The 19,601-nt window shown below is 67.2% G+C and carries 22 protein-coding genes; 12 read left to right on the plus strand and 10 right to left on the minus strand.

The features are described 5' to 3' along the window. Positions 1-74: 74 nt before the first annotated feature. Positions 75-1,313 carry a diaminopimelate decarboxylase gene (gene lysA / locus ABIC51_RS18800; RefSeq protein WP_027789542.1) on the plus strand — a complete coding sequence of 413 codons (1,239 nt, stop codon included), beginning with the start codon at positions 75-77 and terminating at the stop codon, positions 1,311-1,313. 46 nt (positions 1,314-1,359) lie between these two features. On the opposite strand, the gene ABIC51_RS18805 is transcribed toward lysA, so the two are convergent. Continuing rightward, on the minus strand, positions 1,360-1,560 hold the full coding sequence (locus ABIC51_RS18805) for a WYL domain-containing protein (RefSeq protein WP_027789543.1): 201 nt from the start codon (positions 1,558-1,560) through the stop codon (positions 1,360-1,362). A gap of 29 nt (positions 1,561-1,589) precedes the next feature. Here ABIC51_RS18805 and ABIC51_RS18810 point away from each other — a divergent pair, with 29 nt between their 5' ends. Further along, on the plus strand, positions 1,590-1,727 hold the full coding sequence (locus ABIC51_RS18810) for a VOC family protein (protein ID WP_226128018.1): 138 nt from the start codon (positions 1,590-1,592) through the stop codon (positions 1,725-1,727). A gap of 58 nt (positions 1,728-1,785) precedes the next feature. Here the strand turns inward: ABIC51_RS18810 and ABIC51_RS18815 are convergent, their stop codons facing one another. Continuing rightward, positions 1,786-2,673 carry a DMT family transporter gene (locus ABIC51_RS18815; RefSeq protein WP_027789544.1) on the minus strand — a complete coding sequence of 296 codons (888 nt, stop codon included), beginning with the start codon at positions 2,671-2,673 and terminating at the stop codon, positions 1,786-1,788. Between the two features lie 126 nt (positions 2,674-2,799). On the opposite strand from ABIC51_RS18815, the gene ABIC51_RS18820 reads away from it, so the two are divergent. The 3 genes from ABIC51_RS18820 (at position 2,800) to ABIC51_RS18830 (ending at position 5,631) form a co-directional block, all read left to right on the plus strand. Continuing rightward, positions 2,800-4,278, plus strand: coding sequence for an aminotransferase-like domain-containing protein (locus ABIC51_RS18820; protein ID WP_027789545.1), 1,479 nt, complete (start codon positions 2,800-2,802; stop codon positions 4,276-4,278). Positions 4,279-4,456: 178 nt separating this feature from the next. Continuing rightward, positions 4,457-5,158 carry a M35 family metalloendopeptidase gene (locus ABIC51_RS18825; RefSeq protein ID WP_049097291.1) on the plus strand — a complete coding sequence of 234 codons (702 nt, stop codon included), beginning with the start codon at positions 4,457-4,459 and terminating at the stop codon, positions 5,156-5,158. Continuing rightward, on the plus strand, positions 5,152-5,631 hold the full coding sequence (locus ABIC51_RS18830) for an OmpA family protein (protein ID WP_049097292.1): 480 nt from the start codon (positions 5,152-5,154) through the stop codon (positions 5,629-5,631). Before ABIC51_RS18825 ends, ABIC51_RS18830 begins: the two co-directional genes overlap by 7 nt. Positions 5,632-5,716: 85 nt before the next feature. Here the strand turns inward: ABIC51_RS18830 and ABIC51_RS18835 are convergent, their stop codons facing one another. Next, positions 5,717-7,150, minus strand: coding sequence for a nicotinate phosphoribosyltransferase (locus ABIC51_RS18835; protein ID WP_027789548.1), 1,434 nt, complete (start codon positions 7,148-7,150; stop codon positions 5,717-5,719). 74 nt (positions 7,151-7,224) lie between these two features. Then, positions 7,225-8,265 carry a bifunctional nicotinamide-nucleotide adenylyltransferase/Nudix hydroxylase gene (locus ABIC51_RS18840; RefSeq protein ID WP_027789549.1) on the minus strand — a complete coding sequence of 347 codons (1,041 nt, stop codon included), beginning with the start codon at positions 8,263-8,265 and terminating at the stop codon, positions 7,225-7,227. A 181-nt stretch (positions 8,266-8,446) separates the two neighbouring features. On the opposite strand from ABIC51_RS18840, the gene ABIC51_RS18845 reads away from it, so the two are divergent. The 3 genes from ABIC51_RS18845 (at position 8,447) to ABIC51_RS18855 (ending at position 10,909) form a co-directional block, all read left to right on the plus strand. Further along, a complete protein-coding gene (locus ABIC51_RS18845) occupies positions 8,447-8,899 on the plus strand; it encodes a type II toxin-antitoxin system RatA family toxin (protein ID WP_027789550.1) in 453 nt (150 codons plus the stop codon). 212 nt (positions 8,900-9,111) lie between these two features. Next, positions 9,112-9,999 carry a DUF4261 domain-containing protein gene (locus ABIC51_RS18850; protein ID WP_027789551.1) on the plus strand — a complete coding sequence of 296 codons (888 nt, stop codon included), beginning with the start codon at positions 9,112-9,114 and terminating at the stop codon, positions 9,997-9,999. A 121-nt stretch (positions 10,000-10,120) separates the two neighbouring features. Further along, positions 10,121-10,909, plus strand: a complete 789-nt coding sequence (locus tag ABIC51_RS18855; protein WP_175897630.1) for a lysozyme inhibitor LprI family protein — start codon at positions 10,121-10,123, stop codon at positions 10,907-10,909. Between the two features lie 173 nt (positions 10,910-11,082). Here the strand turns inward: ABIC51_RS18855 and ABIC51_RS18860 are convergent, their stop codons facing one another. The 6 genes from ABIC51_RS18860 to ABIC51_RS18885 are packed head-to-tail and all read right to left on the minus strand — an operon-like array spanning position 11,083 to position 15,003. Then, positions 11,083-11,499: a hypothetical protein gene (locus ABIC51_RS18860; protein WP_226128020.1), complete on the minus strand. Its 417-nt coding sequence runs from the start codon at positions 11,497-11,499 to the stop codon at positions 11,083-11,085. Then, complete coding sequence (gene speD / locus ABIC51_RS18865) at positions 11,496-11,879, minus strand: adenosylmethionine decarboxylase (protein WP_059686731.1); 384 nt, start codon at positions 11,877-11,879, stop codon at positions 11,496-11,498. The genes ABIC51_RS18860 and speD overlap by 4 nt, the downstream gene beginning before the upstream one ends. Beyond that, a complete protein-coding gene (locus ABIC51_RS18870; protein ID WP_153489189.1) occupies positions 11,876-12,025 on the minus strand; it encodes a hypothetical protein in 150 nt (49 codons plus the stop codon). Before ABIC51_RS18870 ends, speD begins: the two co-directional genes overlap by 4 nt. Then, positions 12,022-13,539 carry a DUF4178 domain-containing protein gene (locus tag ABIC51_RS18875; protein ID WP_175897631.1) on the minus strand — a complete coding sequence of 506 codons (1,518 nt, stop codon included), beginning with the start codon at positions 13,537-13,539 and terminating at the stop codon, positions 12,022-12,024. The genes ABIC51_RS18870 and ABIC51_RS18875 overlap by 4 nt, the downstream gene beginning before the upstream one ends. Before the next feature lie 9 nt (positions 13,540-13,548). Further along, entirely contained in the window at positions 13,549-14,589 is a 1,041-nt protein-coding gene (locus tag ABIC51_RS18880) for an SPFH domain-containing protein (RefSeq protein ID WP_060349912.1), read from the minus strand. Between the two features lie 27 nt (positions 14,590-14,616). Next, positions 14,617-15,003: a DUF350 domain-containing protein gene (locus ABIC51_RS18885; protein WP_027789557.1), complete on the minus strand. Its 387-nt coding sequence runs from the start codon at positions 15,001-15,003 to the stop codon at positions 14,617-14,619. Positions 15,004-15,124: 121 nt separating this feature from the next. Between ABIC51_RS18885 and ABIC51_RS18890 the strand changes: the two genes are divergently transcribed. From ABIC51_RS18890 to ABIC51_RS18905, 4 genes are all read left to right on the plus strand, one after another. After that, the gene (locus tag ABIC51_RS18890; RefSeq protein ID WP_175897632.1) at positions 15,125-16,639 is read left to right on the plus strand and encodes a polyamine aminopropyltransferase; all 1,515 of its coding nucleotides are present in this window, start codon (positions 15,125-15,127) and stop codon (positions 16,637-16,639) included. Next, entirely contained in the window at positions 16,639-18,258 is a 1,620-nt protein-coding gene (locus tag ABIC51_RS18895; RefSeq protein WP_175897633.1) for an NAD(P)-binding protein, read from the plus strand. Before ABIC51_RS18890 ends, ABIC51_RS18895 begins: the two co-directional genes overlap by 1 nt. A 124-nt stretch (positions 18,259-18,382) precedes the next feature. Then, positions 18,383-19,147 carry an N-acetylmuramoyl-L-alanine amidase family protein gene (locus ABIC51_RS18900; protein ID WP_175897634.1) on the plus strand — a complete coding sequence of 255 codons (765 nt, stop codon included), beginning with the start codon at positions 18,383-18,385 and terminating at the stop codon, positions 19,145-19,147. A 54-nt stretch (positions 19,148-19,201) separates the two neighbouring features. Beyond that, positions 19,202-19,591 (plus strand): lysozyme inhibitor LprI family protein, encoded by a 390-nt coding sequence (locus tag ABIC51_RS18905; RefSeq protein ID WP_059698594.1) that lies wholly within the window; start codon positions 19,202-19,204, stop codon positions 19,589-19,591. Positions 19,592-19,601 lie beyond the last annotated feature (10 nt).

Below are 19,601 nucleotides of genomic sequence, written 5' to 3' on the forward strand. Positions count from 1 at the left end.
AATAGGCATTTTACTGCATAGATAAACAGGCGCATCATTCACGTTATCCGTTCATTCGACCCGATTCATCCGCCATGTCCCTCGATTCCCGCCAGCTCGCGACGCTCGCGCAGCAATACGGCACCCCGCTGTGGGTGTACGACGCCGACGTCATCCGCGACCGCATCGCCCAACTGCGTCAGTTCGACGTGATCCGCTATGCGCAGAAGGCCAACTCGAACGTCCATATCCTGAAGCTGATGCGCGAGGAAGGCGCGTGCGTCGATGCCGTGTCGCTCGGCGAGATCGAGCGCAGCCTCGCGGCCGGGTTCAGCCCGGCCGGCGAGCCGGAAGGCGTCGTGTTCACGGCCGACCTGATCGACCGCCCGACGCTCGCGGCGGTGCTGAAGCACGGCGTGACCGTCAACGCCGGTTCGCTCGACATGCTCGCGCGCATCGGCGAGCATGCGCCCGGCCACCGCGTGTGGCTGCGCGTCAACCCCGGTTTCGGCCACGGCCACAGCAACAAGACCAACACCGGCGGCCCGCAGAGCAAGCACGGCATCTGGATCGACGACGTGCCGCGCGCGATCGAGATCGTGCGCCAGTACGGGCTGAAGCTGGTCGGCATCCACATGCATATCGGGTCGGGCGTCGACTACGGCCACCTGTCGCAGGTATGCGATGCGATGGTCGACCTCGTCACGTCGCTCGGCCATGACATCGACGCGATCTCGGCCGGCGGCGGCCTGTCGATCCCGTATCGCGACGGCGAGCCGCGCGTCGACGTCGGGCACTACTTCAGCCAGTGGGACGCCGCGCGCAAGCGGATCGAACGGCATCTCGGCCACCCGGTGCGCATCGAGATCGAACCGGGCCGCTTCCTCGTCGCCGAAGCCGGCACGCTCGTCACCGAAGTGCAGGCCGTCAACCGCCGGCCGAAGCACGATTTCGTGCTGATCGACGCGGGCTTCAACGACCTGATGCGCCCGTCGATGTACGGCAGCTACCACGCGGTGTCGGTGCACGCGCACGACGGCGCGCTGCCGGCCGGACGGCCGCTGGTCGACCTCGCGATCGCGGGGCCGCTGTGCGAGTCGGGCGACGTGTTCACGCAGGACGCGGGCGGCGTGGTCACGCACCGCAAGCTCGCGCAGCCGCAGATCGGCGACCTGCTGTTCCTGCACGACGCGGGCGCGTACGGCGCGTCGATGTCCTCGAACTACAACAGCCGGCCGCTCGCGCCGGAAGTGCTCGTCGATCGCGGCACGCCGCGGCTGATCCGCCGCCGGCAGACGATCGACGAATTGCTCGCCCTCGAAACGTTCGAGTAAGGCCGGCACGACGGAACGGGGTGCGCGGCCTGCGCATCTCGCCCCCTCACCTCACCGTCACGCGCACGTCGGCGCCCGCCGCACGCCACGCCTTCAGCAACGCCGCGCGCCGCCGCGGATAGCGCATGTCCAGCCGTTCGAGCGCGACGATGCGATCCGTCCGGAAATGCCGGAAATCGTTCCGGCCTTCGCACCACGCCGCCAGGATGCGCACGTCATTGAAATAGCCGAGCGCGAACGGCCACACGATCCGTTAGGGTCGACGACGACCACGAGGTGCGGCGCCTGTACGAAGCGTGGAAGGCGCTCGGCGTGACGTTCGAGCAGGCGCCGATGACGGCCGTGTTCGGCCTGACGTTCGTCGCGCTCGACCCGGACGGCCACCGCTTGCGCGTATGCACCCCGGACGATTGAGCGCGAACGGGCGCGACCTGCGGCGGGTCGCGCCCGTTCCCTCCACCACGCGCGCGCGTCAGCCCGCGCGCCGCACGGGTGCCACTTTCGAGAAGTATTTCGCGCCCGCCACGCAGCCGACCACGACGACCGTCACGACGACCATCGACGGCGGTACCGTCTCGTGCAGCAGCCCGGCCGCCAGCAGCAGGCCGAAGAACGGCTGCAGCAGCTGCAACTGGCCGACGCTCGCGATCCCGCCGAGCGCGAGCCCGCGATACCAGAACACGAAACCGATCAGCATGCTGAACAGCGACACGTACGCGAGCCCCCACAGCGCGGCGGCATCGACGCCGTCGAACGACGCGGGCGAGGTGAGCCACGTGAGCGGCAGCATCAGCGGCAGCGACAGCACGAGCGCCCACGAGATCACCTGCCACCCGCCGAGCTGGCGCGACAGGCGCGCGCCTTCCGCGTAGCCCAGCCCGCATGCGACGATCGAGGCCAGCATCAGCGCATCGCCGACCACCGACGCCTGGCCGCCGTTGCGCAACGCAAACGCAGCCACCGCACCGCTGCCGACGATCGAGAAGATCCAGAACGGCAGCCGCGGCCGCTCGCCGCCGCGCCACACGCCGAACAGCGCGGTCGCGAGCGGCAGCAGCCCGACGAACACGATCGCGTGCGCGGACGTCACATGCTTCAGCGCGAGCGCCGTCAGCAACGGAAAACCGACGACGACCCCGAGCGCGACAATGGCCAGCGACACGGCCTCGGCTCGCGTCGGCCGCCGCTGCTTCAGCACGACGAGCAGCAGCAGGCCGAGCGCGCCGGCGATCGTCGCGCGCGCGAACGTGAGGAACAACGGGTCGAGCCCCTGCACCGCGATACGCGTCGCGGGCAGCGAGCCACTGAAGATGATCACGCCCAGCAGGCCGCTGAGCCATCCGTTGGTCGTCTTTTGCACGGGAAATCCTGAACGGGGAAAGTGGATCACCGATGATCCGCCGCCCGTGAAAAGCGCGTAAGCTACAGCTCAATACAATTTCGACAAACTGTACTGGACAACCGTCCGTACAGTTCATTCTTCGCGATGAGCCATTCCGCCCCGCTTTCCGTTCCGCCCGCGCCGTCGCGCACGCGCGTGGAAACCGTGATGGACACCTTGCGCGCGCGGATCGCGAGCCGCGCGCTGATGCCCGGTGCGCGCGTACCGTCGATCCGGATGATGGCCGACGGGCTGGGCGTGTCGAAATCGACCGTCGTCGACGCATACGAGCGGCTCGCGAGCGAAGGCGTGCTCGTCGCGCGGCGCGGCTCGGGCTTCTACGTGTCGGGGCACGCGCCGCCGCTCGCGCTCGCCGATCTCGGCCCGCGTCTCGATCGCGAGCTCGATCCGCTGTGGCTGTCGCGCCAGTCGCTCGAGGCCGCGCCGACGACCGTGAAGCCCGGCTGCGGATGGCTGCCGCCGTCGTGGCTGCCGGACGAGAGCCTGCGCCGCGCGCTGCGCGCCGTGTCGCGCGACGAATCCGACGCGCTGACCGATTACGCGACGCCGCTCGGCCTGCCCGCGCTGCGCCAGCAGCTCGCCTGGCGGCTCGCGCAGCACGGCGTCCACGCGGAACCCGCACAGATCATGCTGACCGACGGCGGCACGCATGCGCTCGACCTCGTGTGCCGCCTGCTGCTGGAGCCTGGCGACACGGTCGTGCTCGACGATCCGTGCTACTTCAACTTCCAGGCGCTGCTGCGCGCGCATCGCGCGCGGATCGTCAGCGTGCCGTACACGCCGAACGGGCCCGATCTCGCGCGCTTCGAGCAGGTGCTGGCCGAGCACCGGCCGCGCCTGTACATCACCAACGCGGCACTGCACAACCCGACCGGCGCGACGCTCGCGCCGCCCGTCGCACACCGCCTGCTGACGCTCGCGGCCGAGCACGGCCTGCTGATCGTCGAGGACGACATCTTCGCGGATTTCGAGAGCACGCCCGCGCCGCGCCTCGCGGCCTTCGACGGGCTGTCGCGCGTCGTGTCGATCGGCAGCTTCTCGAAGACGCTGTCGGCCGCGGTCCGCTGCGGCTACGTCGCCGCGCGCCCGGAATGGATCGATGCGCTCGTCGACCTGAAGCTCGCGACGTCGTTCGGCCATGCGCAGATCGGCGCGAACGTCGTGCACCGGCTGCTCGTCGACGGCACGTACCGGCGCCATCTCGACAGCCTGCGCGCGCGTCTCGCGGATGCAATGGGCGAGACGATCCGGCGCCTCGCACGCGCGGGCCTCGGGATCTGGACGGAGCCGCGCGGCGGCCTGTTCGTGTGGGCGGAGTTGCCCGACGGGCTCGACGCCGCGCGTGTCGCACGCCATGCGCTCGATCACGATGTGGTGCTCGCGCCGGGCAACGTGTTCAGTGCGTCGCACGGCGCGACCTCGTTCATGCGCTTCAACGTGTCGCGCTGCAAGGGGCCGGCGGTGTTCGATGCGCTGGCGCGGGCGATGGAGGCGGTGCGGGCGGCGGAGCACACGGGTGCGCGGGACGATGCGGACGGGCGCGTGCTGACCGGCGAGCCGTGAGAACGGGCGGAAGCGCAAGCGGTAATCGAATGGTTCCGGCATCAGCGTTTTCCTTCACTTGCAGCGTCATCGTTCGCGCTCGCGGTAGATGAGTCGCAAAATCGTACTCATCCCATAGACGAGCGCGCTCCCGACAACCGATAGTTTTCCAACTTTTTTACCGGGATCTATCGAGCCAATGAACGGGATTCTGAATTCACACGATGCCGACGAAAACGAAGACGACGAATGGGTTTTCGTTGGAACCGCCTACACGAACACGACGCCAGGATCCGTTCATGTCGTCGACCTTGACCCGACACCGATCTGCGAGAACATGCCGAACAAGGCATTCCGGAAACTGATCGTGCGGTTGCGTGACGCGGCGATCTCGTTGATTCAGGATCGGATTCACGGTATTGCACATTGGGAGCAAAGAGAACAGGAACGCGTCCATACCTGGTTCGGGCGATCCGATGAGGAAATTCGACATCACCTACGGATCGGGTTGCCGAAGCTTCTGCGCGTCATGCAGGAATTAAAACCGGAAAATGTCATCCGCTGGGACGAGCAGAAACAGCGAAACATCACGTGTACCGTGTTTCCCGACAACGGAATCACCGATGCCGCCGTATGCAAACCCGATTCAGACAAGCGAATCATCGCAATCTATCCGCACTTCTGCACGCTTCCCGACGCTCGACTCTCTTCCAATTGCAAGTTGAAGGTCTTGATTCACGAGTGCACGCACTACGTCGATACCTTCGACTCGAATGACGAAATCTACGGATTCGGGACCGGCCTGAAATACTGGGCGCGGGATCATCGGGATCTGGCAATCAATAACGCCGACAGCCTCGCTTGCTATATTTCGTTCTTTGACGACAGGGTCTTGTGGTGAGGTCTCTCGCGCATCTGACGAGCATCGCGCTCGGGTTATGCCTGGCGTTTTCGCCGCCGCTCGCGGCATGTACCGTTTCCGAAGACATGCTGGACAGTGTCGCGCTCAACTCTTCCGCCATTCCGAATGAGGATCGAGTCAAGATAGCGGACATGGTTATCCGTGCCCGTCAGTGGCCTGATGCGGACATTCGCGGCATCATCTCTGCCGGCGCGTATATCGGTGAAAAGGACCCACAAGTGCTTGCGCTGCGTCGAGCGGCCAATCTGAGGGAATACCTCGTCCAGCTCGGCGTCAAGGACGAGAACATCTGGACAGACACGCACATGATCTCGAAACCGTATCCGAAAGACAGCGCCGGCTACGAGGGTTATCTTCAGATCGGACTGACCCTGGTTCCGCTGTGCACGGACGGATGCCGGCATCTTTGCGACGATCCTCGCATCACGCCGACATCCAGAGCCATTCGTTGATAACGATCTTCTTTCGACGAAGCCGCCATCGAACATCGCAGGTGGCGGGGTGACGCGAACGCCGCGCGTCACTCCTCCGCCTACCTCACACCTCCCCTGCGTGCGCCCTCGCCCGCACCTCGGCAAACGACGTATCGACGAGCAGCCGCCCCGTATCGAACACCGTCTCGAGCGCCTCTTCCCACTCGCCTTCCAGCATCCGGTCGTCCCACGCAACCGGTAGCGTCGTCGTCCGATACTCGCCGGTTCGATCATTGCGCAGCAGCGTGAGCCGCCCTTTCTTCGAGCGCTTGCCCTGATCGGTGACCGGATCCTTGCGAACGTCGTGCCACTCCCCGCCGCGCCGGATCGCCGAGCACTTCATCGCAAAGCGCTGTGTATCGCGGTTCACCTGTTGCAGCAGCGCGCCGCCCATGCCGAACACCACATTGCCGGCCGCGTAACCCGCGTCGTCGAGCGCGGAAAGGATCGCTTCGATCGACAGCTCGTCGACACCATCGCCCTGGATCACGCGCACGCGGTTCAGCACGCGCCGCCCCTTGCCGTTCACGGTCGAGCCGAACGACGCGTCCAGCGCACGCACGGTCTGCAGCACGATCTTCACGGGGTCGCCCGAATCGGGACGCACGACCAGCGTCGCGCCCGAATCGAGCACGGCCTGCCGAAGCTCGCCGCCCCACAGGTCGAGTGCGGCGAACAGATCGTAGGAGTCCGACACGACCGACACGATCGCGCCGGGAAAGCCGAAGCGCGCAATCATGTTCCGGTACGCGTCGGCCTCGCCTTCGCGCCCCCACGACGTGATCGTGCTGTGCTCCGCCGCCGGCACCGAGTACGCGGCCATCGGCTCGCGATAGAAGCGGTTCGCGGCCAGCACGCCGAGCACCGTGTCCGAGCCCATGAAGTTCACGAGGTGCGCCGCGCCGCCGATCGCGGCCGACTCCGCGCTCGACACGCCGCGCGCGCCGAAGTCGTGCAGCTTGAACGGCAGTTGCGCGAGGTCGTCGTCGGTCTTTTCGAGGAAGCGGCGGATCGTCTGCCGCAGGTGCCAGCTGCGCGTCGCGACCGTCACCGGATACCAGACGCGCAGCAGCATCGTCTCGAGATACGACGCGAGCCAGAACACCTGCGGGTCGTCGCATTCGACCGTCATCAGCACGTTGTGCACCGGCACGACCGAACCCTCCGGCACCGCCCGGATCTTCACCGGCAGATAACCGTCGTAGCGTTCGACGATATAACGCCAGCCTGCTTCGTTGAAGGGTTCGCCGTGCACCGTGAAGAAATCGCGCGCCTCGTCGATCATCGCGTGCGTGATCGGCTTGCACAGATATTCCTTCAGCAACATCTGCAGTCCGAAGAACACCGTGCGGTCGTAGCGGCCGCCACGCGATTCGACGTACGAGAACATCGCCTGCGCGTCGGGCGGATATTGCAGGAAGTGGGAAGCCTTGTACGAATCCGTGTTGAGGATCGGATTGGCAAGAACCGCGGCAAAGCCGCCGAGATCGTTTTGCATGGCTAGAGCTCCTCTAGGCCGTTGAAGTGCCGCCGCGTCTGTCGCGGCGGACCGGAATGCGGGGAATCAGCGGATCACAGCTTCCCCAGGAAGTGGTACGCGATGTCGAAGTGATCCTCGAACATCACGTTGCGCATCTGCGCGAATTCGTTCAGCGGCACCCAGCGCGCCTTGTCGGCGTCGTCGCTGCCCTTCACGCGCGGCAGCTCGCCGGTCGGGAAATTGAACAGGCACGCGTGCGTGATCGTGCGGCCGCGCAACGAGCGCGTCGGGTGATCGAACACCTGGCGATCCTTGATCGAGCCGCGCAGCACGGGCTCCGGCAGCTTCAGGCCGGTCTCCTCGCGCAGCTCGCGGATGCAGGCCGCGTCGAGCCGCTCGTCCTGGTTCACGAACCCGCCCGGCAGCGCCCACAGGCCGCGGCCGGGTTCGCTGCGGCGGCGCACCAGCAGGATATGGCCCGAGTGCACGACCACCGCGTCGACCGTCACGAACGTGACCGGATACGGGGCGGCCGCCCACGCCTTGCGATACGCGGCGATGAATTCGGCTTCCGACTTCAGCTGCGCGAATTCCGGCTGCGTGCGGAAACGCTCGAGCCAGCCGAACACGGGTTCCGGCACGGCCCACTGCACGAAGCTGTTGGTACGTTCGGCGAAATACTGGTCGCGGATCTCGGTGGCGGAAATGTCTTCCGTCGCGTCGACGTCGACGAGCTCCCATTGCGGGAACATCCGCAGGTAATACGATGTGGCGTCCTTCTCGTGACCGATCAGCCCGACCTTGCGCTGCGCGACGTCGCCGAGCGCGGACGCGACGGCGTCCTGCACCCAGCGCACCCAGTCGCCGTCGTTGTAGGTCGAATCCTGCAACGGCGCGATCGTCACGCGGTCGCGCTCGGACGCGTCGAGCAGCGAAGCCAGCATCTGGCGGCGCTCGTCGAACGAGAACGGATCCTTGATGGTGCGGGGCTTGTCGGTCGACCCGATCAGCACGCACACGCGCTCGGCCCGACTCAGTGCCGACTTCAGCACGTTCAGGTGACCACGATGCGGAGGCTGGAAACGACCAATGAAAACGAGCGCGTCGAAGCGCCGGTTCTGTTGCGTACTCATGAGGCTCCCTCAAGAGATTGAAACGCTTCGGGTCTTTCCCGAAGGGTTGGTGTGAATCCTAGGGGAAATCCCGGAGGGCGTCAATCGAGCCCTTGCTCGACTTGACGAAGTATGAAGAAATGCTCCGAATCGGCGGGTTACACTCGGTTCCATCCCAATCCGCGCCATTGCACCCGCCATCATGAGGATCTCAGTCAGCCGGACCGTCGGCGTCGATCGCAGGCGCCTCTTCACGTGGTCGCAGGATTACGCGCGGCGGCTCGTGTGGGACAGCTTCCTCACCGATGCCTATCTGCTCGACGGCATGACGGCCGACGTCGGCGTCGATGCGTTCTGCCGTAGCCAGTCGGGCGCGACGATGGTGTCGCGCTACATCTCGTACCGACCGCCGCAGGTCGCGGCCGTCGAAATGGTCGACGGCCCGAAAGTGCTCGAACGCTTCAGCGGCAGCTGGAACTTCACCGAGCACACGCCCGGCACGACCGAGGTGAAATTCACGTACCACTTCCGCGCCCAACCGGCCTGGCTGCGCTGGCTGCTCGAACCGCTGATCGGCGCGTTCTATCTCGTGCAGACGCGCCGGCGTCTCGATTCGTTCAAGCGCTGGGCCGAAGCGGAAGCGCTGCCGCACTGACCGGCGAGCGCGGGCCGCACGGCCCGGCGCGTCTGCCCCCCGCCTGCCGAACGCATTCGAACGCGCCGTCGCCTCACCGCCACGCGTTCGCCGCGCATTTGCCAGATTCGCCGAACCCGTGGAAACTACGGGCGGCCGTCACCCTGACGGCGCGCCCCGACCGAGAGAACGGGGCCCCCTCCCTGAAACGGCTTCGACACGAACATAATCCGATGAGCCTGATATCCCGATTCTTTGGCCGCAAGGAAGTACCCGAAAACCCCGTCGCGCTGGCCGCGGCACCCGACGTCGAGAATCCGCTGAGCGTGGCGGTCGTCTTCGACGGCCCGCTGCAGGTCGATATCGCCGCGCTGACGGCCGCACTGCGCGCGTACCACCCGAGCATGAAGCAGGCGCGCGTCGAAACCGAGCCGACGCTCTCGCAGGTGTTCGGGCTCGCCGGCTGGGGCAACCACGTCGTCCGGCTCGTCGGCTTCGACGCGCCCTATCCGTCCGACGCGCTGGAAGCGTGCGTCGCGCCCGCCCACTACGGGCAGGACCTGAAACAGCAGGTGCGCGCGAGCCGCAGCCACGTGATCCTCTACTACGCGGGGCACGAAACGAATCCGCTCGACCAGTACGTCGCACTGGCGGCCGTCGCCGGCGCGCTGGCCGAACAGAACGGCCTCGCAGTGCTGAACGAGCACGCGCACACGTCGCTGCCCGCGGGCGTTTTCAACGCGAAGGAACTCGGCGACGAAAGCCTCGAAGTGCTGCGAAATATCCCGCTGAACCTGTTCTTCTGCGGCTTCGTGAAATACGAGGTCGAAGGCGTCCAGGGCGTATGGATGCGCACCTATGGCGCCGACGTGTTCGGCCTGCCGGATTTCGCCGCGCTCGCGGAAGGTCATCACGAAGGCGAGCGTTATTCGGGCATCTTCAACAGCGTGATGCATTACCTGCTGGAAAGCGGCGCCCGCATGCATGCGGGCGAAACGATGCAGGTCGGTGCGGAAACGTTCATGAAGCTGCGTGAGCCGCTCGAGCACGAGTACTACCTGCGGGGGCCCGCGCCGGTGCTGGTGGCCGAGCTGATCTCGGCGGACGAAATCAATCGCTGATTTCGCCTTGTCGTATCCCGCTGCATGGCGCACGGGTTCAACGCTTCGCGAACCGCGTGCGCCGTTGTGTCACCCGACGGCGGCATGACGGCCGCCGCTCGAACCCGTTGAGGAGTCGTCCGTGTTCGGCATCCGCCCTGGTCTCGCGCTGGCCGCCATCGGCCTCTCGTTGTCGGCCCATGCCGACGGCATCCAATGCGCACGTGCGACGACGCGCACCGAGCACCTGATCTGCGCCGACGAGGCACTCATGTCGGCCGACAGCGCATTGTCGAACGCGTACTACGATGCAGTCGGCATCGCCGCCGACCAGCAGGCCGTGATCCGGTCGCAACGCGCATGGCTCACGCAGCGCGATGCCTGCGCCGACGCCGCCTGCATCGCCACCGCGTACCGCGATCGCACGGCAGCGCTGAAGCAGGTGAAACACGCGGGCTGGAAGACCTACCACGACCCGGCGCTCGGCATCTCGTTCGAATACCTCGCGAACCGGCAGGTGAAAAAGCCGTGCCCGGAAGGCGGCAGCGACCATTGCATCGCGATCGTCGGCCGCAACATGACCTACAGCAGCAGGTTCATCTCGTTCGAGATCGTCGACGGCGCGCTGGAGCCGGTCGCGGAAAAGGAAGCGGGATTCGTGAAGCAGGATGACGGCAAATGGGTGACGTCGTACGGCCCCGGCATCCCGCAGGAAGTCGAGCGCATCTCCGGTCCCGGCTGGCACGGCATGAGCGCGACGATCATGTGCCGCATCAGCGATCCGAAAACCGGCTTTTACTCGGCAGCCGGCGAATGCTACTGGGCCGTGCTGAGCAACGGCAAGCGCTCGGCCGTCGCGGGGACGCAGGGAATCGTCGGCACCGACGACGCGACGCTGCACAGTGTGTCGACGTTCCGGTTCGATCGTTAGCGGCCGGAGCGTCACGGTGTCCGGCCTCCCGGATACGACGCGCCGGGCAGCGATGCGTCATCTCGATGACGTCCCGGCGGCATGTCGCCAACGTCGGCCGTGATGAAATCACCTTTTCCGCCCCGATTCGCGACGGCCGCGGCACCCGCCGCGCCGCCCGGATCATCTACGCACTAACGGGCGCCGTCGCGGCGCAACGGGAACGTCTGCGCACCGGCGTCGCGGCGCAACGTCACCTCCATGCCGGTCAGCCATCCTGACGATTTCAGGATCGGGCGCGCCACCGCATACAACCGGTCGGCGCTGGCGCCGTACAGGTACAGATACCCGTCGTTGCCGTCGCGATGCAGCTCGGTCTCGCCCAGTTCGCCGGCCCCGGCCCGCTTCACCGCGCGACCCAGCCGTCGCTCCAGCGCATGAAGGCGCGCCGTGTCCTTCTCGTCGTAATCGAAGTGCACCATCACGACCGGACTGGGCGCCTTCGGCTGCACATCGGCGGCAGCATGGCCGGCGAGCAGTGCCCAGCCGAGCAACGCTAAGAATCGGATGCTGTTTTGCATTTCGGCAACGAGAGTCGAACGACCGCTCACGTCGCCGCACCGCCGCGCGCAACCTGCTGCCGGACTTGCGCCTGCGTGCCGAGCGCAGCGGCAATCGCATCGACCGCCTCGGCCGCACGCGCCGCACCGCACATGAACGCGTCGACGGCCGCGAAGCGATGCTCGGGCCACGTATGGATCGTGATGTGCGATTCGGCGAGCAGCACGACACCCGTCACGCCATGCTCGCCGCCGAAATGATGGAAATGCGCGCCGATCACGCGCGCGCCCGCCTGCCGCGCCGCTTCGGTGAGCAGCGTCTCGAGCCGTGCGGCGTCGCGCAGCAACGCCGCGTCGATGCCTGCCAGGTCGGCCAGCACGTGCGAGCCGAACGTCGCGCGCGGCGGCGCGATCCCGTCGCGCGCGGTCATTTGTGCGACCCGTACGACGAGTAGCCGCTGCGGGCCGACGAACTGCCCCAGCCACCGCCGCCCGAACCGCTGCCGCCGATCGACGCGCAGCTGAACAGCGTGACGACGATCAGGCCGTAGACACCGTAGAGGATGTACCGGATCACGCGCTGCCCCCGTCCGACGCGAAGCTCTTCCACAGCCATTCAGGCAGCCACAGCACCAGCAGGCCGACCAGCACGTAAACGGAGCGGCCGCTGAACGAGAACAGCGAGCCCATGTTCAGGATCACGAGCAGCGCGCTGAACACGAGCGGCAGCGGCGCGAAACTGTGCGGGCCTTTCCGGCCGAACAGGCCGGTCGACGCGGTGGCACCCGTTGCCGCCGCAGCCGCGGCCGTCGCAAGCGCCGGCGTGCCGAAGCGTTCGGCGAGCGTGCTGCCCGACAGCGGCCGCGCGCGCGACCAGACGATCTCCGCGTCGCTGCGCTCGCGCGTCAGCTTGTCCTTCTGCCAGCCATAGTCGATGATCGACGTGCGATCGCCGACCTGCACGCGCCAGTTGAACGCGCCGACCACATAGACGACCTCCGAGTCGTATTCCTCACGCAGGCGGTAGGTCTTGCCGCCGTCGGCCACGTCGGACTCGCTGCCGATCGTCGGCCACTGGTCGAGCACCTGCACACGCTCCCAGCGCCCTTCGCTCTGCACGAGCCACAGGAAACCGCGCTTCGGGTTCAGCAGCAGGTATTCGTCCCACGTCTCTTCGTCGCCCGGCACGCGGCAACGCATCATCCCGATCACCGTGTACTTCACGCCGTCGAACGTGCCGATCGCGCCGAGTTCCAGCGCCCCCTTCACCGCTTCGAGCTTGCGCTGCGCCGCGAACACGGTCTGCTGCTCGGCCGTGCACTGCACGCCCGCATGGCAACTGCCGCACACCACGTAGTCGGCCAGGTTCGGCGCATACGACAGCGGTGCGCCGCAGCTCGGGCACGCGAACGGCACCATCTCCGCACCGCGCTTCTCGCGCGTGTCGTTGTCGGTATCGCGCAGCCCGGTGAACGCGAGCGCGTCGAACTCCAGCGCTTCGCCCGTATAGACGGCCGGACTCCCGCCGATCGAATCGGCGTCGGAATAGTCGTATGTCGCGAATGCGTTGCCGGTCCGCAGGTCGACGACGCGCGCCTCCCAGCCGGCATCGACGCGGAACGGCAGCTCGCCGTCGCCGCCCGTGCAGCGCGCGGTACGCACGTCGGACACGAGAAACGCGCGGCCGCCGTGGTCGATCCGCATGCCCGGCTCCAGTGTGCCGAACGCGGGCCACGCGCCGCCGGACGCATCGTCGGGCTCGCGCACCGTCACCGCGTACTGGCCCGACGCATCCGACAGCCAGCCGAACGTGCCGTCGTCGAACACGACATACCACTCGCTCCACACGCCGGCGTCGTAGGTCATCTGGATGCGCCCGAGCACCGTGAACGTGCGCTTGCCGTAGCGCCCGGCCGTGCCGATCTGGATCGGCGACGCATCGTCGAGCACCGTGGCCAGTTCGCCGATCCGCTCGACGTCGGTCCCGCGCTTGAGCAGCGTGCTGCGGCAGAACGCGCAGACGGCCATCACCGCCGCCGCCGAGCGAAACTCGACCGGCGCGCCGCACTGGGGGCACGAGGTACTGAACATGCGCGACGCTTACCGGGTGAGCTTTGCGAGGATCTCGGCCTTCGCGCGCGAATATTCGTCTTCGGTCACGAGGCCCTTGTCGAACAGCGCCTTCAGCTGTTCGAGCCGCTGCACGTAGTCGGTGCCTTCCGCCGGCGCGGCCGCCACCGGCGCTGCAGTGGCCGCGGGCGGTGCGGCCGGCGCCGGTTGCGCGGCGCCCGCGATCTGTCCGGCCATCGCCTGCCCGATCGCCGCGCCCGCGGCGAGCCCCGCGCCGACGCCCGCGAGGCCGCCCGGGTTCTGCGCGGCGAGCGGAATCGCCTGCGCGGTCTGGTATTGCGTGGCGCGCGCGAGATCGCCGGCCATCCCCGCGCCGATCCGCAGGTCGAGCGCCTTCTGCAGCTCGGCCGGCAGCGACACGCTCTCGACCGCGAATGCGTCGAGCGCGAGACCGTAGCGCGTGAACACAGGTGCCAGCGCGTCGGCGACACGCTGCGACAACAGCGACTGGTTCGCGGCCATGTCGACGAACGGCACGTCGGCCGAGCCGAACGTCGTGCTCATCGCGGTCACGACGAGGTTGCGCAGTTGCTGTTCGACCTCGTCGACCGTGTACTGCGCGCGCGTGCCGCTGACCTCGCGATAGAACGCGGCCGCGTCGACGATCCGGTACGAGTAGATGCCGAACGCGCGCACCTGCACGAAGCCGAATTCGCGGTCGCGGATCGTCACCGGCTGCGCGGTACCCCAGCGGCGGCCGAGCTGCAGCCGCGTGCTGAAAAAATAGACGTCCGACTTGAAAGGCGACTGAAAGAGTTTGTCCCAGTTCTTCAGGTACGTGAGCACCGGCAGCGTATTCGTTTCCAGCGTGTACAGCCCCGGCTGGAACACGTCGGCCACCTTGCCTTCGTTGACGAAGATCGCGACCTGCGTTTCGCGCACGGTCAGCTTGCCGCCGTACTGGATTTCCTGGTCTTCCATCGGGTAGCGCCAAGCCAGCACGCCGTCGGTGTCTTCCGTCCATTGCAGGACGTCGATGAACTGCTTGCGGATAAACGATCCCAGACTCATGTCGGTCTCCTCGAAACGCGTGGCGCGTCAGGTCAGGCAGGCGGCATTGATGATGCCGACGACGAGCGACGCGGTGCCCATCAGGCCGCCCATCGCGACGTTGCGATCCTCGATCGCATGATTCATGCCGGGCATCAGGCGCGTCAGCGCCGCATAGGTGATCAGCTGCACGACCATCGCGCCGACGGCCCAGATCACGACTTCGCCGAATGTGGAATTGTGCGCGATGCTGGACGCGAGCGTCAGGCAGAAGCCGATCAGCGCACCGCCGAACGACAGCGTCGCGGCCGCGTTGCCGTCGCGGATCAGCGCCAGTTCGTCGAACGGGGTGACCTTCAGGTACACTGCCGCGAACACAAGAAGCAGCACGAACGCCGACAGTAAATGAACCGCATAGAGATAGGCACTATTCATTCTTTCCCTCGGATTTTGTGCTCGGTTCGCCGCCCCGTCGCCGGCCGGCCCGCGCGGGGCCACCGGACAAAATTCCGCGCCAGTATATCCACATTGCCGAACACTGCACAACGGATGCGCCATGCTGCATAAGCGTGCGCTCGTCCTGTCGATTCTCGTGCTCGCGTCGTGCGGGCTCGGCTACGAACTGATCAGCAGCGCACTATCGAGCTACCTGCTCGGCGATTCGATCCTGCAGTTCTCGTCGGTGATCGGCAGCTACCTGTTCGCGATGGGGATCGGCTCGTGGCTCGCGAAGTTCGTCGAGGACGACGACGTGCTCGACCGCTTCGTCGATATCGAGTTGCTGGTCGGCCTGCTCGGCGGCGTGTCGGCCGCGCTGCTGTTCGCGGTGTTCGCCTGGCTCGCCGCGCCGTTCCGCGCGGCGCTTTACGCATGGGTGCTCGCGCTCGGCCTGCTGATCGGGATGGAGATCCCGCTCGTGATGCGTGCGTTCCAGCAGCGTCGCCAGGCATTCCGCCATACCGTCAGCGAAGTGCTGACCTTCGACTATCTCGGCTCGCTCGCCGTGTCGCTGATCTTCCCGCTCGTGCTCGCGCCGCGCCTCGGCCTGCTGCGCACCAGCTTCCTGTTCGGGCTCCTGAACGCCTTCGTCGCGCTGTGGACGACGCACCTGTTCCGCGACGAGATCCGCAACGTGCGCGGCAAGCTGATGCGCGCGTCGCTCGTGATCGGGCTGCTCGTCGCCGGCTTCGTGCTGTCGGACCGCATCACGCACTGGGCCGAACACGGCGTGTACGGCGACGAGACGATCTATTCGGAAACGACGCCGTACCAGCGCATCGTGCTCACGCAGTGGCACGACGACATGCGGCTGTACCTGAACGGCAACCTGCAGTTCTCGTCGCGCGACGAGCATCGTTATCACGAAGCGCTGATCCACCCGACGATCGAGGCATTGCCGTGGGCGAAGCGCGTGCTCGTGCTCGGCGGCGGCGACGGGCTCGCGGTGCGTGAACTGCTGAAGCACCGCAACCTCGAACAGATCACGCTCGTCGATCTCGACCCCGCGATGACGAAGCTGTTCTCGACGTCCGCCCCGCTCGTCAAGCTGAACCAGGGCTCGCTGAAGGACCCGCGTGTGCACGTGATCAACGACGACGCGATACGCTGGCTCGAATCGAACGCCGACGTGTACGACGCGATCGTGGTCGACTTCCCCGACCCGACCAACTTCGGGCTCGGCCGGCTGTATTCGGTGCCCGTGTTCCGGCTGCTCGCGCGCCACCTGTCGGAGAACGGCTATGCGGTGATCCAGTCGACGTCGCCGTATTTCGCGCCGCACGCATACTGGACCATCATCGCGACGCTGCACGAAGCGGGGCTCAACACGTGGCCGTACCACTGCTACGTGCCGTCGTTCGGCGACTGGGGCTTCGTGATCGCCGGCAAGCGCCGCGATTTCACGGTCCCGACGCACTACTCGGTGCCCACCCGCTGGCTCGACGCGCAGACGGCCGCCGAGATGTTCCACTTCCCGGCCGACATGCCGTCGCTGCCGATGTCGCCGAACGAACTCAACGACCAGCCGCTCGTGCGCCGCTTCGACGACGACTGGAAGCACGTGCTGCGCTGATGGACCGCCGCACGTTCCTCGTCGCGTCGGCCGCCGCATCGCTCGCCGCCTGCGGGCGCACCGGCTGGATCGAGACGACGCCGCAGGTCGGCTACCCCGGCATGCGCGAAGGCCATGCGCTGCGCGACCATGCGACGCTGCCGCCGCATTCCGGCACGATCGATACCGACGTCGCGATCCTCGGCGCGGGTGCCGCCGGGCTGTCGTGCGCATGGCAGCTTGCGCGCGCAGGGCACACGCGCTTCACGGTGCTCGCGGGCCCCGAATTCGGCGGCAATGCCGCCGGCGGCCGCTTCGGCGATCTCGGTTATCCCAAGGGCGCGCACTACCTGCCGCTGCCGTCGCTCGAATCCGCGCACCTGCGCGACATGCTGGCCGATCTCCGCGTGATCGAATCCGCGCCGTTCTCCGGACGTCCTGTGTACGACGAACGCGCGCTCGTGCATGCGCCCGACGAACGGCTCTTCATCGCCGGCCAGTGGCAGGACGGCATCGTGCCGACCGCCGGCCTCGGCGCAGACGAACTCGCGCAACAGGCGAAGTTCTTCGCCTACACCGACGGGCTGCGCACCGCGCGCGGCACCGACGGCCGCAAGGTGTTCTGCATCCCCATCGCCGAATCGTCGCGCGACCCGCGCTGGCGCGCGCTGGACCGGCGCTCGTTCCGCCAGTGGCTGCTCGACGAGGGCTACACGGCGAAGGCGTTGCACTGGTACCTGAACTACTGCTGCCGCGACGACTATGGCGCCGGGTACGAGCGCGTGTCCGCGTGGGCCGGCCTGCACTACTTCTCGTCGCGCGGCGGCCACGCGGGCGATGCGAGCGACGGCGCGGTGCTGACCTGGCCCGACGGGCTGCACACGATGGTGACGAAGCTGAGCGATTCGATCACCGCGCGCACCGGTTCCGGCGCGTGGTCGCGCGACGGCTTCGCGGTGCGTGCGACCGAACGCGCGGGCGGCGTCGACGTGCTGTGCGCGCGCGTCGGCAACGACGGTGCGCTGTCGACGTTCATGCTGAAGGCGCGGCGCGTCGTGAGCGCGATGCCGCTGTTCGTCGCGGCGCGCGTGTTTCCGCAGCTCGGCGCATACGGCTTCGACCCCGCGCGCGACCTGCCGCCGCGCGCGCCGTGGCTCGTGTCCAACTTCCTGCTCGACGGCATGCCGGCCGAGGAAGCGGGCGTGCCGCTCGCGTGGGACAACGTCGTCTACGACGGCGCGGCGCTCGGTTATGTCGTGTCGACGCACCAGCTGATCCGAATGTCGCCGCCGACGCGTTCGGTGTTCTCCGCCTATCAGGCGTTGAGTACGCAAACGCCGGACGACACGCGCCGCTGGCTTGCCCGGGCCAGGCCCGATGCGTTGCGCGAACAGGCGGCGATCGACCTGCAGGCCGTCTACGGGCGCGAACTCTGGAAGCACGCGACGGCGCTCGAGATCACCGTGCGCGGTCATGCGATGGCGACACCCGACGTCGGCTTCCTGAGCCGGCCGGGGCTGCTCGCGCTGCGCGAGGCCGACGGCCCCGTCGTGTTCGCGCATGCGGACCTGTCCGGGCTGTCGCTGTTCGAGGAAGCGTCGTACTGGGGCATGCTCGCCGCCCGGCGCGTGCTGGCCTGACCGGCGTCATCCGTCATTGCGGCGGCGCCGCCAGCCGCTATAATCGCGCGACATTCCGACTGCATTGAGCAGGCCGACGGTGCCGTGCCGTCCGACGCGCCGTATGCCCTCCTCGACAACAACAATGACGAACCGAACCATCCGACGCCTTCGCCCGTTCGTGCGCGCCACCGCGCGCGTGCTCGCCTGCACTGCGCTGCTCGGCGCGCCGCCGGCGCTGCATGCGGCCGACACCGCGGCCACCGCCGGCACCGCGCCCGCCTCCGGGCGCTACATCGTCGTCGACACCGGCCATACGCCCGCTCACCCGGGCTCCACCGGCGCGAGCGGCCGCGTCGAATACCTGTACAACCTCGACCTGTCCGCGGCGGTCGCCGAAAAACTCGCCGCGCATGGCGACCGCGTGCTGCGCACGTCGGCCGACGGCCGCGAGATCTCGCTCGACCAGCGCTCGACCCAGGCGCCCGACGCGAACCTGTTCGTGTCGATCCATCACGACTCGATGCAGCAGCAGTTCATCGACGCGGACCGGCAGCGCGAATTCCGAGGCTTCTCGGTGTTCGTGTCGGAACGCAATCCGCACTACGCGGAAAGCCTGCGTTGCGCGAAGGCGATCGCCGAACGGCTGGTCGCGGCCGGCGAACGGCCGTCGCTGTACCACGCGCAGCCGATCCGCGGCGAGAACCGCCCGCTGATCGATCCGGCACTCGGCATTCACCGCTTCGACGATCTCGTCGTGCTGCGCACCGCGCCGATTCCGGCGGTGCTCGTCGAGGCCGGCGTGATCGTCAACCCGGACGAGGAAGCACGGCTTGCGCGTCGCGAGACGATCCAGAAGCTGTCCGCCGCGATCGCGGGCGGGATCGACGCGTGCACCGCGCCGCAATAAACGATGCAATCGCCCATCGGGCCCAACGGTTTTCACCCAGTCAGGAGCATCACCATGAAAATGAAGAATCTGCTCGCATCCTGCGCACTGCTCGCGCTTGCCGTTCCGTTCGCCGCGCACGCGGCCGGCTGCGGGAAGCCGCGCAGCGCGTTCGACCAGGTGTACTGCACCAGCACGCAGTTCTCTCAGTCCGATCGCGATCTGAACGACGAATACGGCCGCCTGCGCAAGCAACTGAGCGGCGACCAGCAGGCCGCGCTGAAGGCCGGCCAGCTCGCATGGCTGAAGCAACGCGATGCGCAGTGCAGCGAAACGCGCAACAACAGCTACCTCGTGGATATCCAGTGCGCGAACGACATGACGCAGTCGCGGCTGTCGTTCCTGCGCGAGCGTGAGCGCGAGTGCTCGAGCACGGGTTGCGTGACGTCCAGGCTCGGCGAGTAAGCTCGCCGGA

Origin of the sequence: Burkholderia sp. 572 (genome assembly GCF_040545135.1) — a bacterium.
GTDB classification, from domain to species: Bacteria; Pseudomonadota; Gammaproteobacteria; order Burkholderiales; family Burkholderiaceae; genus Burkholderia; species Burkholderia cepacia.